This is a genomic window from Halosimplex rubrum (genome assembly GCF_013415885.1).
GTDB lineage: Archaea > Halobacteriota > Halobacteria > Halobacteriales > Haloarculaceae > Halosimplex > Halosimplex rubrum.
The window spans coordinates 1-13573 of record NZ_CP058910.1 but is presented as its reverse complement, the minus strand read 5'-3'; the positions used below and the strand labels follow the sequence as shown (position 1 = coordinate 13573).

Genomic DNA, 13573 nt, shown 5'->3' with positions numbered 1-13573 from the left:
AGAAGTTGTCACCGGCTATCCCTCGTCACCAGAGGTGAAACAGATAGAGGATGTCGCCGAACAGGGAGAACCGATCCCGTCCGTCGACTTCGAAACGAACGAGATCCAGTCCGACAAGGGGAAACTCGTCGACTCCGGTGTGGCGGACTTCTTCGAACTCGAACTGGACGACGACCGGACGGTTCTCGCGAGTCTCAGCCATCCGTTCTTCGTGGTCGGCGATGACGGCGAACTCGTCGAGAAGGAACTACGAGAACTGGAACCGGGTGACGAGATCGCCGATTTCAAAGACGATATGGGCGTCTCTCGGTGCGAGGCCTGCGGGGACTGGACAGCCGGACGGTTCTGTTCGGTCGACTGCAAGGACGAGGGACACAGCCGCGATATGCAGGGCGAAGGAAACCCGATGCACGGCTCGGAGTGGTCAGCGGAACGTCGCGAGAAGATCGTCGAGACACTCTCCGATGGGCGACTCGAAGGCGAGAACAATCCCAACCACGGCGGTGATTTCCACGGTGTGTCCGTCTGGGAGATGGACGAAGAATCTATCGAGCAGTTCTGTGAGCGAATCAGCGAACAGCGCTCCGGAACCCCGTGGGACGAGTGGGTCGTCGATGCCGACGCGGAAGCGGTCAAAGCACGGATCGGAGAGAGTTCGGCGGAGTGGTGGGCCAACGTAGACGAAGATCGGAGGGAGGAAGCCATCCAGAGGGCCACGGAGAACTGCGACTACCCGGTCTGTGATATTACCGGGGACAACAACCCCATGCGCGACCCGGAAGTCGCGCAGAAAGTTTCGGAAGCACTCCAGGGTCATAAGCCGACGGGCGGAAGTAACACTCGATACAGCGACGAGCTCGGCCACCTCGTCCGGTCGAACTGGGAGTACGAAGTCGCGAAAACGCTTCAGGATGCGGGTATCGAGTACGAATACGAACCCGAGTTCGAATTGTCCGACTCGCTGTTCCATCCCGATTTCCTGGTCGACGACACGGTCATCGAAGTCAAAGGAGTGGCCGAACTGTGGGGCCAGACCGAGAAGGTCAAGGAGTTCCTCGAGACGTACGGCGACGAGTACAGATTTATCGTCGTCGGTGACGGCGAACTCCCACATCACGAACACTACGACCGGGACGAATTCGACGCCGCAGTGGTCTCTGACGGCGGACGAGCGTCGGTTCAGACCGCGACAGTGCGCAGTATCGAGTACAGCCACCGCGGGAAGGCGTACAACATCAGCATGGAGGACACTCCGAACTTCATGCTCGCCAACGGGATTCTCACTCACAACACGTCCGACGCACAGTCAGCGCTCCGCCGGACGATGGAGCAGTTCTCGAACAACGTCCGCTTCATCCTCTCGTGTAACTACTCCAGCCAGATCATCGACCCGATCCAGTCCCGCTGTGCCGTGTTCCGCTTCGCGCCGCTTTCCGACGAGGCGGTCGCCGAGGAGATGCGCCACATCGCGGGCGAGGAGGGGATCGAGTTCACCGACGACGGCCTCGACGCCCTGGTCTACGCGGCCGACGGCGACATGCGCAAGGCGATCAACGCCCTGCAGGCGGCCTCCGTGACGGGCGACGTGGTCGACGAGGAGGCCGTCTACGCGCTGACCTCGACCGCCAAGCCCGAGGAGATCAAGGGGATGGTCGACGAGGCGCTGGCGGGCGATTTCACCGCCGCGCGGTCGACGCTCGACCGACTGCTGACCGAGGAGGGCATCGCCGGCGGCGACGTGATAGACCAGCTCCACCGGTCGGTGTGGGAGTTCGACCTGGAGGACGAGGCGGCCGTCCGCCTGCTCGACCGCATCGGCGAGACCGAATACCGGATCACGACCGGCGCCAACGAGCGCATCCAGCTGGAGGCGCTGCTCGCGTCGGTCGCACTGGACGACTGAGCGGTCGCAAAAAGCCCGTCTCTCCTCAGGCCGACGCCTCGTAGCCGGCGTCTTCGACCGCGGCCACGAGCGCGTCGGTGGCGGCGTCGCCCTCGACGGTCGCCGTCTCGGCTTCCCGGTCGGCCGTCGCATGGGTGACGCCCTCGACGCCCTCGAGCGCTTCTTCGACGGACTGTTCGCAGCCGCCGCAACTCATCCCGGTGACGGTGATCTGTTGTCCCATACTCGACTATCGGGCCGCGACGCCCTTGGATGCCACGGAGCCGGGCCGGAACTGTCGGGCACGCTACTTTTTTGCGTCGCGCGCTCGAAGCGCGGCCATGCGACAGACCCTCCGCACTGTCGGCCTCCCCGCCGGCCTGACGGCGCTCGCGTTCGCCGTGCTGTACGCGCCGTCGACCGTGGTCGGCGACGAGGTCCCCGACTGGCTCCCCAGCGTCGGACCGCACGAGTTCACCCTCACGCTCTACCTGCAGATCGGAACCGTCCTCGGAACGGCCGCGGTGCTGGCCGGCGCGCTCGCGCTCGGCTATCGGGAGGCTCGCCACCGCGACGTGACCGGAGTGTACCGCCGCTACGCGGGCGCGGTCCTGCTCGGCGGCGCCGGGGCGCTCGTCCTGACGGTCGTGACCCTGATCGCGGCCGGCGAGACGATGGGCACGGGCCCGTTCGGGCTGGTGCTGCCCATCGCGGTGGAACTGGTCGCGGTCCCGGGCGTCTTCGCCGTGAGCGCACTCGCGGGTGTGGCTCTGGCGTCGCTCCCTCGTCCCGGCCCCGCGGACGCCCCTTCGATCCGGACGCTGCTCCCGCTCGGCGCGGCCGCGGCGCTGGTGTGCGGGCTCGGCGTCGCGCTGGAGTCCGCCTTCTCCGTGCTGGTCTCCGTGACCGGCGTCGACGGGCTCCCGGCGTTCCTGCCGCGGTCCTGGTCGCTGGGATCGACGTTCGTGACCTACATCCAGCTCACGCGCCTCGCCTCGGATCTCGCCCTCCTCGGCGGCGGGCTCGCGCTGGGATACCTCGCGGTCCGTCGCCTCGGCGTCGAGACGCTCTCCCGGCAGTTCGTCGCCGTCGTCGCCGTCGGCGGCTTCGCCGGCTTCTGGCTCGCCTGGCTGCCGACGACGGCAATCGTCGTGGTGGACGGGGTCGGGACGACCCTCGGGACCTACTTACTCGCCGTGCCGGCCTCGCTCCTCTCGACGGTCGCGGTCGCGACGCTGGCAGCGGTCGCGGGCGTCGGCGTCGCGCGCTTCGAAGGCGATGGGCGGGGTGCGGTCGGCCGGGACGGTACCGGCGCGACGGGTCGGGACGGTGCCGACGCGACCGCCGTCGACCACGACGCAGACCCCCGCTGACACGCGAACGCGGGGATCACGCTCCGACGGTGCCCGTTTGCCGTCCCCCGCCGCCCGTCGCCGATCGGGAACACAGTTTTGTGGGCGGGCGTGGTACGGTGTCCCATGAAGTTCGTCATCGTCGGTTTCGGCCGCGTCGGGATGCGAACGGCTCGCATCCTCCAGAGCGAGGGCCACGACCTCGTGATCGTCGACAACGACCCGGACAAGGTCGAACGCGCCCGCGAGGAGGGGTTCACCGTCGTCGAGGGGGACGGCGCCGACGAGTCCACGCTGATGGCGGCCGGCATCGCCGACGCCGACGCCGTCGGCGCGTTGACGGGCGATCTCAACACCAACTTCTCGGCGTGTATGCTCGGCAAACACCACGGGCTGCGGACGGCTCTGCGCATCGACGAGGACTACCGTCAGGAGATCTACGAGAAGTACGCCGAGGACGTCGACGAGATCATCTACCCCGAGCGGCTGGGCGCCGCCGGCGCGAAGACCGCGCTGCTGGGTGGCGACTTCAACGTCCTCGCCGACCTCACCGAGGAGCTCTCGGTCGCGACGGTCTCCATCCCGGAGGGGTCGCCGCTTATCGGCCGCCGCGTCGTCGAAGTCGACCTGCAGGGCGACGCCCACATCTACGCCCACGGACGGAGCGACGCCTCGATGGAGATCCCGCTGCCCCAGACGGAGATCGAGGCCGGCGACGACGTGGCGCTGATGGCCGCGCCCGCCGACTTGCCCGAGATCCGGGCGTTCCTCCGCGGCGACGAGGCGGCCGCCGCCTGAGGGTCGTCCCCGCCGGCCGCGAGACGCGGCGCGGCCGCGGCTCGATAGCGCCGCGGCTCGTCGTCGCGGAAACGATGCGACCGCGTGTCCGCGGTCGCCGGGCGTCTTGGAGTGGATAGGGGGCGCGCCGTGGGGAGGATGGGAAATGAGGCCGTCGCTGCGCGCCCACGCGACCCTCCGCCCCCGACCGAGGTAAATCCCCGTCAGACGGACGGCTGACGCCGTATCCGACCGGTTCCGGCGCGTTCGCCGACGGTCGCCGAGCGCGGCGACCCGCACGTTTTACCCGGCCGAGGCCCGTCGAATCGCGCATGTCCTGGGGCGACCTGTTCGACCGGACGGCCGACGCCGGTGCGACCGTCGACGAGGTGCGGGCGGCGCTGACCGAGCGCCGCGACCGCGACGACGGGGACGGGAGCGCCGAACCGTGAGCGACGGCACCGGACCGGACCCGAGTCCCGCTCGGATCGTCGCGGACGCCGACGTGCTGGCGGCCGACCTCCTCGTCGGCGGCGACGCCCGCGACGCGCTCGACCACGTCCGCGCTCACTCGTGGGTGACCCTCGTCGCCAGCGGCGCGCTGCTCGACGACGCCGAGGCGGTGATCGCAGACCTCGCCGACGCCGAGCTGGCCGCCGACTGGCGCGAGCGAGCCGAGGCGCTGCGGACGCCGGTCGAGCACCCCCCGGGCGACCACCCGGCGCTGGCCTCGGCGCTGCACGGCGGCGCGATGCACGTCCTCAGCTTCGACGAGTCCCTGGGGTCGGCTGCCGCGGGCGCGGCGATCCGCGGGCGCGTCGAGACGAGCGTCAGGTCCCCGCGGGCCTTCGCGGCCGTCTTCGACGCCGAGTCGCTGTACGAGGCCGTCGAGGGCGGCGAGTATCCGGGCCCCGACCGGGACCCGCGGGCGTGACCGCTGGACGGCTCCTCGCCGGCGACCGTGGACGGGTGCGCCGGCGCTCACAGCGATTTCCGCATCTCGACGCAGTCGATCTCGACGCCGTCGCCGATCGATAGCGTCACGTCCTCGCCGGCTCGGTAGCCGTGGCGTTCGTAGAACCCGACGGCGTTCAGCGACGCGGTGAGCGCGAGTTCGTTCAACCCAGCGCCGCGAGCGTACCCCTCCAGGCTCGCCAGCACCGCGGAGCCGACGCCGGACCGCGCGCAGTCCGGGTGGACGTAGACGGCGACCACCTCGCCGGCGGCCGCGTCGAGTCGGCCGAAGCCGGCGACCGGCGGCCCCTCGCCGCGCTCGGCGACGACCCAGTAGGTGTCGGGGTCGTCGAGCCCCTCCAGCGAGGGGTCGTCTCCGCGGTCGGCCCAGGCCGCGACGGCGCGTTCGTCGTAGGCCTCGGGACCGAACGCCTCGATCGCGGCGACGTGGGTCTCGCGGAGCGGGGCCGTATCCCCCTCGCGAGCGGGGCGGACGAGCGTCACGGCCGCCCGTTCGCCGCGCGGCGTGAAAACGGCCGCGGCCGCAGCGGACTCACTCGGCGGTGTCGCGCTCGGCGAGCCAGTCGGCGAACTTCGCCAGCGCGCGCCCGCGGTGGGAGACGGCGTTCTTCTCGTCGGGGTCCATCTCGGCGAACGTGCGGTCGTCATACTCGAAGATGGGGTCGTAGCCGAACCCGCCGTCGCCGCGGGGTGCGACGATCTCGCCCGGCACCACGCCGTAGAACAGCTTCACCGACAGGTCGCCGTCGTCGGTGCGGACCCGCTCGTCGGTCGTCGCCGCGGCGCGCTCGTCGGCCGAGCGGTCCTGCCCGCGTCGGTCCTCGCGGTCGACGGGTTCGGGCGTCGCTTCGAAGTCGTCGCCGTCGCAGTAGGCGACGACGCCGCGGAAGCTGGCGGCGCGGTCGTCCTCCTCGCCGGTCAGCCGCCAGACGCGCTCGACGCCGACGGTGTCGTGGACGTACGAGGAGAACGGGCCGGGGAAGCCGTCGAAGGCCTCGACGAACAGGCCGGCGTCGTCGACGAACACCGGCTCGCCCGCGTGCTCGTAGGCCGCTCTGGCCTTGTGGGCGGCGATGGCGCCCAGGTCGGCGCTCTGGATCTCCGGCGTGTCGAAGTCGAGCTGTTCGACGGGCTCGGCGAGGTACTCCCGGGCCTCGTTGACCTTTCCCGGATTCGTGGTGACGAACGTGACGGTCATACCCGAGGGCTGCGCTCGGGCGGCCAAAGTCGCGTCGATCGGGTCGCGGCACTGTCCCTCGGTGCTGCGCGCGAAAAAACGGCCGGCTCCGCTCAGTCCTCGACGACGACTTCGACGGGTTCGTCCTCGTCCTCGTCGAACTCGGCCTCGCCGGCGCTCTGGTTCCCCTGCCACCAGAGGGCGCCGGCGACCGCGAGGACGACCCACGAGCGCCAGGAGGCGAGGTTGAGCGTGTAGCCGACGCCGAACGGTTTCTCGACGAGCATCCCCTCGCCGGGCTGCCAGTACGTCGAGAGCATCCGCTTGAGACTCGGCTGCTCGAAGTTGTACGGAATGCCGAACAGCGACCCCGAAGTGGGCTTGTCGACCATGTGCCAGGATACGGGCGGGCCCGTTAAGTCGTTTTCCACCGCGATCGGCGGGAACGCGGCGCGGTCGGCCGCGACCGCGCCCCGTTCCTGTCAGCCCGCGCTTGGATCCCGGCCGTCACCGGGCCGTCAGTCGTCGTCGCCGGTGCCGTCGCCCGCCGAATCGCGTCCGCCGGTCCCGGCGGTCCGCGCCCGGTGCCAGGCACCGAGGCCGAGGCCGGCGAGCGCGCCGACGGCGCCGAAGCCGGGGCCGTCGCCGGTGGTGGTCTCCCCCGGTTCGTCCGAGTCGGATGTCCCCGTCGGCGACTCGTCCGTCTCGCCGGGCGGCGTCGCGCTCACGGACTCGCCGCCGGTCGGGTCGCCGACGGCGTAGACGAAGCTGTCGCTGCTGCCGACGAAGACCGCGCCCGCGGTGACGGCGGGCGAGGAGAGGACCGGCCCGTCCGTCTCGACGCTGAACCGCTCGTCGCCGGTCGCGCGGTCGATCGCGTAGAGGTTCGCGTCCCCGCTCCCGACGTAGACGGTGTCGCCGGTGACGGCGGGGGAGCTGAAGATCTGGTCGTCGGTCTCGTACGACCACTCGATGTCGCCGTTGGCGGCGTCGAGCGCCCACAGGCTGTTGCCGAAGCTCCCGACGTAGACGGTGCCGTCGACGACGACCGGCGAGGAGAGCACCGGCCCGCCGAGCTGGCGGCCCCAGACGAGTTCGGCCCTGCCGGCGTCGATGGCGTAGATCACGCCCGTGTAGTCGCCGAAGTAGACGACGCTGCCGGTCACGGTCGGCGAGCAGGCGACCTCGCCGCGGGCCGCGTACGTCTGGGTCTCCTCGCCGCTCGCGGCGTCGAGCGCGACCACGCTGCCGGTGCGGTCGTCGTTCCAGCGGCCGACGTACACCGTATCGTCGACGACGGCGGCCGTCGAGTCGACGCGGTCGGCGACCGACGTGCTCCACACCTCCTCGCCGTCGATGTCGACCGCGTACATCGTCCCGGCCTGGCTGCCGACGTAGAGCGTCCCGTCGTGATAGGTCGGCGACGCGAAGACGGTGCCGTCGGTCTCGAACGTCCACCGCCCGTCGCCGCTCTCGGCGTCGACCGCGTGGAGTCGCCCGTCGTGACTCCCGACGTAGACGGTGCCGTCGACGACGGCCGGCGAGGACATCACTTCCTCCCTGGAGTCGGGGCCCGAACCGGTCCCGTAGGCCCACTGCTCGCCGCCGCTCTCGGCGTCGACGGCGTAGAGGCTCCCGCTGTTGGTGCCGACGTAGACGGTGCCGTCGGCGACGGCCGGCGAGGAGACGACGTTGTCGGTCGGGTCGTCGGCGGTGCCGTCGGCGGGCGTCCCGGTCGCCGCCGCCGTCGCCGTGACCGTCGCCCGCCCGGTCGAACCGGTGTCGAACGTCCAGGCGGTCGACGCCTCTGCGGGCCCCGGAACGTCCGTGAGTCCGCTGTTGACCGCGTCCGCCTGGAACTGCGGCCACCGCGTCGGCCCCGCCGAAGCGGTCGACTGCAGGTCGAGCGCGGCCGAGGGGTCCGACCGGTCGCCGGCGTCGTCGTTCTCGGGGACTGTCGATGCGGCACCGGGCCCGGCGGCACCGAGCGTCGCCAGGGCGAGTCCGCTCGTCCCGGCGCGCCGGAGGAGGGTTCGTCGTCGCCAGGGCTGCTGGTCGTCCATCGTGTCCGGCCAGCGGGCCGGACGGAGTAAGTCTTCCGTTACCCGGGCGGGCTCCCGTCCGTCAGCCGAGCAGGCTCGTCACCGGTCCGTCGAAGTTGAGGATGATCGACTGGACGCGGTCGCCGAAGACGGCTTTGCCCGTCGGCGAGCGCTTCTGCCCGGTGATGAACACGTGGTCGACGTCGTTGTCGTCGGCGACCTCGAGGATGCGGTCGGCCTCGCTCTCGCCGTCGCCGATCCGAGCACCGACGACGCGGTAGTCGATGTCGTCGTCGAACAGGTCTTTGGCCGCCTCGCGGGCCTGTTTCTTCGCCGCGTCGATGACGACGCTGTCGTCGTAGGCGGTGTGTTCCTCCTGGGCGACCACGTCGAGCGCCTCGCGGGCCTCCCTGAACTCGTCGGCGGTCATCAGCGAGAGGACGATCAGCTCCGCGTCGATGCCGGCGGCGATCTCCCCCGCCTCTTCGAGCAGTTCCGTGTTCTCGTCGTCGTAGACCACAAGCGGTCGGTCCATAGTGTTCGTATGTTCGCCGACTGCTATTTAAAACTCATTGGTGACGACCGACAGGAACGGGGTCGACCGGGCGGTCGCGGCGGTCGCGGGACCGGCCGTGATCCCGGAACCCGGGTCGGTCGCCGTCGGTCACTGGTAGCGGCCCCGCCCCTCGACCGCCCGGAGGCGGTCGAGGACGGTCTCGCCCCGCTCGCTGGTCGCGCGGTAGGCGTCCTCGGCGGCGGCCTGCAGTCGGTCGGCGTCGTCGGCCGTCCCGGCGAGGCTCTGGGCGAAGACGTGCAGATCCATCGCGTGATCCTCCTCGTGACCGGTGTGATAGCCCAGCCCGAAGTCGATGAGGAAGACGCGGTCGTCCCCGTCCGCGGACGACTCCCCCGCGGCTCCGCCGCCGGCCGACCCCACGCGAACGTTCCGCGTCGTCGGGTCGCCGTGGACGAAGCCGGCGTCGTGGATCGTCGCGAGATGTCGCCCGACCGCTCGCGCCCGCTCGGCGGTCAGCCCGGCGTCGAGGTCGCGGTCGCCGACCCGCTGGAAGACGATCGTCGACTCGGCGGTGTCCACGTCGAGCACGAGCGGCGTCGGGACGCCACAGCGGCGCGCCTCGCTGGTGAGTCGCGCCTCGACGCGCGTCCGCTCGCGGCGCAGTCGCTCGTCCAGCGCGGGGTGTCGATAGGAGCGGGGGACCCGCCGCTTGACGACGCGGTCGCCCTCGACCGAGACGGTCGCCTCCGCGCCCTGCTGTGCGGCCGTCTCGCCCGCGTCGACGCGCGTCGACGCCGCCGGCGCCGGATCGGCCTCGGAATCGCCGGCCCGCCAGCTCACCGCCACCTCGTCGGGTCGGAAGTCGGAGTCGATGGCCGACGCCTCGATAGCGAGCGTGTCGCCCGCCGCGGCCATCTTCGCGCCCAGCACCGCGATCATCCCCGCGTTGTCCCGCAGGAACCGGTTCTCGGGGACGTGCAACTCGGCGCCGCGCTGCTCGCACATCTCCCGGAGCATCCCCTGGAGGCGCTCGTTCTGCCCGACGCCCCCGCCGAGGACGAGTTCCTCGCGGCCGGTCAGCGACAGCGCCCGCTCGCTGACCTCCGTCAGCATCGCGAAGACCGTCTCCTCCAGGCCGCGACAGACGTCCTCGACGGGCGTCCCGGCGTCGTACTCGTCTTTGGCGGCGCTCATGATCCCCGAGAACGAGAAGTCCATCCCCTTGACGACGTAGGGCAGGTCGACGTACTCTCCCTCCTTCGCGTGGGCCTCGACCTTCGGCCCGCCGGGGTGGGACCAGCCGACGTGGCGGGTGAACTTGTCCAGCGCGTTGCCGACGCCGGTGTCCATCGTCTCCCCGAGGACGCGATAGCGGCCGTTTCGGAACGCGAGGACGTGTGCGTTGGCGCCGCTGGCGTTGAGACAGACGGGCGCGTCGAAGCCCGAGTAGTGGCGCCCGACCTCCAGGTGGGCGACCATGTGGTTGACGCCGACCAGCGGCACGTCGAACCGCTGGGCGACCGCGCGGGCCGCCGTCCCGACGATCCGCAGGCAGGGACCCAGGCCGGGGCCGCGCGAGAACGCGACGGCGTCGATCGGCGGCTCCTCGGGGGCGCGACCCACGTCGTCGGCCGCCTGTGCTCGGGCCTCGGCGAGCATCGTCTCGACGACGCTCGGGACGGCCTCGCTCATGTGTTCGGCGGCCTCGCGGGGGTGGATGCCGCCGCTCTCCGGTTGGTACGGGTCGCTCTCGATCGTGACCCCGTCGGTCTCGACCTCGTAGACGGCGGCGCTGGCCGCCCACGCCGTCCCCTCGATCCCGAGGACTCGGCGGATATCGTCGGACGCGTCGGTCGGTGACGAGGTCGGAGCCATTCGCTTGCTACCGCGTCGGCCGGCCAGCGAAAAGACGACTTCGGTCTGGGGCGGCTCCGCCCAACCGCCGCGGCCGGCCGGTTCGAGCGGGCGAACCGCCGCGTCGACTTACTGACTCGTGTACCCCCCGTCGATCGTCATCGCCTCGCCGGTGACGAACGAGGCGTCCTCGGAGCAGAGCCAGACGGCGGCGTCGCCGATCTCCGCCGGCTCGCCGATCCGGCCGATCGGCGTCGCGGCGGCGGTCTGCTCCATCATCTCTGGGTCGTCGTCCTGCGAGCGCTGGACCATCGGCGTGTCGATGACGCCGGGACACACCGCGTTGACGCGGACGCCCTCGCCGCTGTACTCCAGCGCCGCGGTCTTCGTCAGGCCGATCACGCCGAACTTGCTGGCGACGTAGGGGCTGATCTCCGGGAACCCGAGCCGGCCGGCGATCGACGAGGTGTTGACGACCGCGCCGCCGCCGTCGTCGAGCATCACCGGGATCTCCGCGCGCATCCCGAGGAACACGCCCTTCAGGTTCACGCCGATCACCCGCTCGAAGTTGTCGACCGGCTGGTCGCTCGTCGCCGCGCGTTCGCCCTCGATCCCGGCGTTGTTGAACGCGAAGTCGAGGCCGCCGTAGGTGTCGACGGCCACGTCGACCATCGCACCGGCGTCGGCGGGGTCGCTCACGTCCGTCTCGACGAACGTCGCCTCGCCGCCCGCGTCCTCGATGTCGGCGACGGTCGCCTCCCCCTCCTCTACTTTCAGGTCGGCGACGACCACCGAGGCGCCTTCCGCGGCGAACCGTTTCGCCGCCGCCTCGCCGATACCGCCGCTCGCTCCGGTCACGATCGCTGTCTTGTCGTCGAACTCTGGCATGAGTGGGTCTCCCCCGTTCGACGTTCGAGCGGCGGCGGTATGAATGTGTCACTCAGGACAACGGACGCGGAGCGGCATCGCCCCCAGAGGGGTCCTATAGCGAGGCCACCGGTCGGGACACGAGCCGCTTCCCGACGGGTTCGAGTCGCTGCGAAGCGGCGAAAGCCGCGGAGAACGGGCGCCTTACTCCCACTCGGTATAGCCGCACTTCCCGCAGTGCTGGCGGTCGCCGTGGTCGGCGAGGAAGGTGTCGCCGCAGCGCGGGCACTGCTCGCGGTCGGTCGAGCCGTCCTCGTCGTAGAACTCGTGGCGGGGCATCTACGCTTCCTCCGCCTGTTCGCCCTCGCCGTCGTCGGCGACGATCTTGTTGCGCTCGAGCATGTGGTCCTGCTCGACGTCGCGGGCGTACTCGGCGTCGTCGTAGACCTTCGCGTAGCCGACGGTCTTGCGCATGCCGAACTTTGTGTCGAGCTCGTGGACGACGACTTCCTCGGCGTCCTTGTTGAGCTTCGCAGCGAGGGAGTCGCGCACGGAGAGCCGCGAGGGCGTCGCCTCGTCGTGGGTCATCTCGAAGCGCACGTCCGTCCGATGCAACATCGGGTTCTCGTCTTCCTCGATGATGTCGATGTCCATGGTTCGTTGCCCAATACTCCCCCCGAAGCGCGTAAAAGGATTTCGAACCGGTCAGGACCGCTCGCACGGCCGTCGGCCGTGGCGACCGCCCGCCGGCGCCGCGACCGCGGCCCGCGATCGCTATCACGATCCGAAATGTGCGCGGTACGTTGATACGTATCTCACCGAAGTCGCTTCTATGACTGCCGACGGCGGCTCACTCACACGCGTGGAAACCGTGGCAGACGGCCTCGAGGGCGGGCTGATCGACGGACGGAGCTACCTCGTGCGGGGCCAGCCGGGGTCGCGGTGATCGAGAGCGACGACGGCGGGGCGCGCTTCGAGGTCGAGACGGAGTGAGCCGCCTCGGCCACGGGGCCGGCGCGACTACGTGCGCATCTCGCCGAGTTCGGCGAGCAGGTGCGAGATGTGGATGCGGTCGCTCGTGCCCTCGTGGAGGTCCACGTCGATCTCGCCGGCCAGTTTGTGGACTCGGGCCAGATCCGCGCCCGAATATCGCGACCGGGCGACCGTGAGCACGTCCTCCAGCACCTCCTCGCCGCTGTGGCCCTCGTCGACGAGCAGGTCGTCCAGCGTCGACCGGGCGTCGGTGAACTCGCCGGCCTCGGCGGCGGTGATCATCTCTTGGACGCGCTCGTCGGCGCCGAGCGACCCCAGCACCTCGTAGGCGGTGTTCATCGTGATCTCGCCCTCCTGCTCGTAGGTGGTCTGGGCGGCCAGGATCGCCTCCCGGAGGTCACCGTCGGCGTACCCCGCGACGTACTCGATGCCCTCGTCGTCGTAGTCGGCGTCCTCGCTCTCGACGATGTCCTCCAGCACGGCCACGGTCTCGTCGTGGGTGGGTTTGCGGACGGCGACGGGGAAACACCGCGAGCGGATCGGCGGGATCAGCGCGGAGGGCTGGCGCGTCGCGATGACGAACTGCGTCGCTTCGTAGTACTGCTCCATCACCCGACGGAGCGCCTGCTGGAAGTCCTCGCGGACGCCCTCGGCGTTGTCCAGCAGGACCGTCTTGTAGTTGCCCGACACCGGCTGGTAGCTCGCAGACTCCTTGAGGACGTGGTTGATCAGATCCGCCTTCGAGGACTCCCGGCGGCGTTTGCTGTCGATGAACTGCGAGAAGCGGTCGTCCTCGCTGACCTCCTTTTTCGTCATGTCGAAGAAGTCCGCGACGTTGATCTCCACGAGGTCGGCGTCGGGGTTGTCGTGGAGTTCGTCGGCCAGCGCGCGGACCGCGGCGGTCTTGCCGGCGCCTTTCGGCCCGTGGACCAGCAGGTTCATCGGCTCGGAGACGACGCTCTCGAGGTGGTCGCGGACCGCCGGCTGGGGCAGGTCGGAAAGCGCCGGCGCGTGCGTCTCCGTCCACAGCGGCCCCTCGACCGCCCCGGTCCCGTCGTCGCCGTCCTCGTCGGCCATTGCCCGCCGGTAGGTCGCCCCGGCGTATCAATCCATCTCTCTCGGGTCGGCGCCGTACCG

Annotated in this window: 14 protein-coding genes and 2 pseudogenes; 5 read left to right on the top strand and 11 right to left on the bottom strand. The window is 70.4% G+C overall.

What is annotated here, in order from left to right:
- Positions 1 to 34: 34 nt before the first annotated feature.
- Both HZS55_RS22505 and HZS55_RS22500 read left to right on the top strand, forming a co-directional pair.
- Positions 35 to 1288 (top strand): annotated as a pseudogene (locus tag HZS55_RS22505) (replication factor C small subunit); the annotation flags it as partial.
- 3 nt (positions 1289 to 1291) lie between these two features.
- Positions 1292 to 1903: pseudogene (locus HZS55_RS22500) on the top strand (replication factor C small subunit); the annotation flags it as partial.
- Between the two features lie 25 nt (positions 1904 to 1928).
- On the opposite strand, the gene HZS55_RS00070 reads toward HZS55_RS22500, so the two are convergent.
- Positions 1929 to 2126 carry a heavy-metal-associated domain-containing protein gene (locus tag HZS55_RS00070; protein ID WP_179909743.1) on the bottom strand — a complete coding sequence of 66 codons (198 nt, stop codon included), beginning with the start codon at positions 2124 to 2126 and terminating at the stop codon, positions 1929 to 1931.
- A gap of 97 nt (positions 2127 to 2223) precedes the next feature.
- Between HZS55_RS00070 and HZS55_RS00065 the strand changes: the two genes are divergently transcribed.
- The 3 genes from HZS55_RS00065 to HZS55_RS00055 all read left to right on the top strand — a co-directional run bounded on the left by HZS55_RS00065 (position 2224) and on the right by HZS55_RS00055 (position 4945).
- Complete coding sequence (locus HZS55_RS00065; RefSeq protein WP_179909742.1) at positions 2224 to 3255, top strand: hypothetical protein; 1032 nt, start codon at positions 2224 to 2226, stop codon at positions 3253 to 3255.
- A gap of 105 nt (positions 3256 to 3360) precedes the next feature.
- Positions 3361 to 4032: a potassium channel family protein gene (locus tag HZS55_RS00060; RefSeq protein WP_179909741.1), complete on the top strand. Its 672-nt coding sequence runs from the start codon at positions 3361 to 3363 to the stop codon at positions 4030 to 4032.
- 427 nt (positions 4033 to 4459) lie between these two features.
- Complete coding sequence (locus HZS55_RS00055; RefSeq protein ID WP_179909740.1) at positions 4460 to 4945, top strand: DUF7384 family protein; 486 nt, start codon at positions 4460 to 4462, stop codon at positions 4943 to 4945.
- A 47-nt stretch (positions 4946 to 4992) separates the two neighbouring features.
- On the opposite strand, the gene HZS55_RS00050 is transcribed toward HZS55_RS00055, so the two are convergent.
- The 10 genes from HZS55_RS00050 to HZS55_RS00005 all read right to left on the bottom strand — a co-directional run bounded on the left by HZS55_RS00050 (position 4993) and on the right by HZS55_RS00005 (position 13513).
- Complete coding sequence (locus tag HZS55_RS00050) at positions 4993 to 5469, bottom strand: GNAT family N-acetyltransferase (RefSeq protein WP_246308325.1); 477 nt, start codon at positions 5467 to 5469, stop codon at positions 4993 to 4995.
- A 49-nt stretch (positions 5470 to 5518) separates the two neighbouring features.
- Entirely contained in the window at positions 5519 to 6184 is a 666-nt protein-coding gene (locus HZS55_RS00045; protein WP_179909738.1) for a non-canonical purine NTP pyrophosphatase, read from the bottom strand.
- A gap of 92 nt (positions 6185 to 6276) precedes the next feature.
- Complete coding sequence (locus HZS55_RS00040) at positions 6277 to 6555, bottom strand: DUF5808 domain-containing protein (protein ID WP_179909737.1); 279 nt, start codon at positions 6553 to 6555, stop codon at positions 6277 to 6279.
- Positions 6556 to 6681: 126 nt separating this feature from the next.
- Positions 6682 to 8226 carry a beta-alanine-activating enzyme beta-propeller domain-containing protein gene (locus HZS55_RS22365; RefSeq protein WP_218927258.1) on the bottom strand — a complete coding sequence of 515 codons (1545 nt, stop codon included), beginning with the start codon at positions 8224 to 8226 and terminating at the stop codon, positions 6682 to 6684.
- 61 nt (positions 8227 to 8287) lie between these two features.
- Positions 8288 to 8740, bottom strand: coding sequence for a universal stress protein (locus tag HZS55_RS00030; RefSeq protein WP_179909736.1), 453 nt, complete (start codon positions 8738 to 8740; stop codon positions 8288 to 8290).
- 129 nt (positions 8741 to 8869) lie between these two features.
- Positions 8870 to 10597 (bottom strand): bifunctional N(6)-L-threonylcarbamoyladenine synthase/serine/threonine protein kinase, encoded by a 1728-nt coding sequence (locus HZS55_RS00025; RefSeq protein ID WP_179909735.1) that lies wholly within the window; start codon positions 10595 to 10597, stop codon positions 8870 to 8872.
- A 108-nt stretch (positions 10598 to 10705) separates the two neighbouring features.
- Positions 10706 to 11464: a glucose 1-dehydrogenase gene (locus HZS55_RS00020; RefSeq protein ID WP_179909734.1), complete on the bottom strand. Its 759-nt coding sequence runs from the start codon at positions 11462 to 11464 to the stop codon at positions 10706 to 10708.
- Between the two features lie 183 nt (positions 11465 to 11647).
- A complete protein-coding gene (locus HZS55_RS00015; RefSeq protein ID WP_135365666.1) occupies positions 11648 to 11782 on the bottom strand; it encodes a 30S ribosomal protein S27ae in 135 nt (44 codons plus the stop codon).
- Positions 11783 to 12097 carry a 30S ribosomal protein S24e gene (locus HZS55_RS00010; RefSeq protein ID WP_179909733.1) on the bottom strand — a complete coding sequence of 105 codons (315 nt, stop codon included), beginning with the start codon at positions 12095 to 12097 and terminating at the stop codon, positions 11783 to 11785.
- 366 nt (positions 12098 to 12463) lie between these two features.
- A complete protein-coding gene (locus tag HZS55_RS00005) occupies positions 12464 to 13513 on the bottom strand; it encodes an AAA family ATPase (RefSeq protein ID WP_179909732.1) in 1050 nt (349 codons plus the stop codon).
- Positions 13514 to 13573: the final 60 nt, after the last annotated feature.

Coding starts and splice junctions, on each gene's coding strand:
- HZS55_RS00020 (WP_179909734.1), bottom strand. CDS start 11,464: ATGCCAGAGTTCGACGACAAGACAGCGATCGTGACCGGAGCGAGCGGC.
- HZS55_RS00025 (WP_179909735.1), bottom strand. CDS start 10,597: ATGGCTCCGACCTCGTCACCGACCGACGCGTCCGACGATATCCGCCGA.
- HZS55_RS00065 (WP_179909742.1), top strand. CDS start 2,224: ATGCGACAGACCCTCCGCACTGTCGGCCTCCCCGCCGGCCTGACGGCG.
- HZS55_RS00030 (WP_179909736.1), bottom strand. CDS start 8,740: ATGGACCGACCGCTTGTGGTCTACGACGACGAGAACACGGAACTGCTC.
- HZS55_RS00015 (WP_135365666.1), bottom strand. CDS start 11,782: ATGCCCCGCCACGAGTTCTACGACGAGGACGGCTCGACCGACCGCGAG.
- HZS55_RS00010 (WP_179909733.1), bottom strand. CDS start 12,097: ATGGACATCGACATCATCGAGGAAGACGAGAACCCGATGTTGCATCGG.
- HZS55_RS22365 (WP_218927258.1), bottom strand. CDS start 8,226: ATGGACGACCAGCAGCCCTGGCGACGACGAACCCTCCTCCGGCGCGCC.
- HZS55_RS00060 (WP_179909741.1), top strand. CDS start 3,361: ATGAAGTTCGTCATCGTCGGTTTCGGCCGCGTCGGGATGCGAACGGCT.
- HZS55_RS00005 (WP_179909732.1), bottom strand. CDS start 13,513: ATGGCCGACGAGGACGGCGACGACGGGACCGGGGCGGTCGAGGGGCCG.
- HZS55_RS00040 (WP_179909737.1), bottom strand. CDS start 6,555: ATGGTCGACAAGCCCACTTCGGGGTCGCTGTTCGGCATTCCGTACAAC.
- HZS55_RS00045 (WP_179909738.1), bottom strand. CDS start 6,184: ATGACCGTCACGTTCGTCACCACGAATCCGGGAAAGGTCAACGAGGCC.
- HZS55_RS00070 (WP_179909743.1), bottom strand. CDS start 2,126: ATGGGACAACAGATCACCGTCACCGGGATGAGTTGCGGCGGCTGCGAA.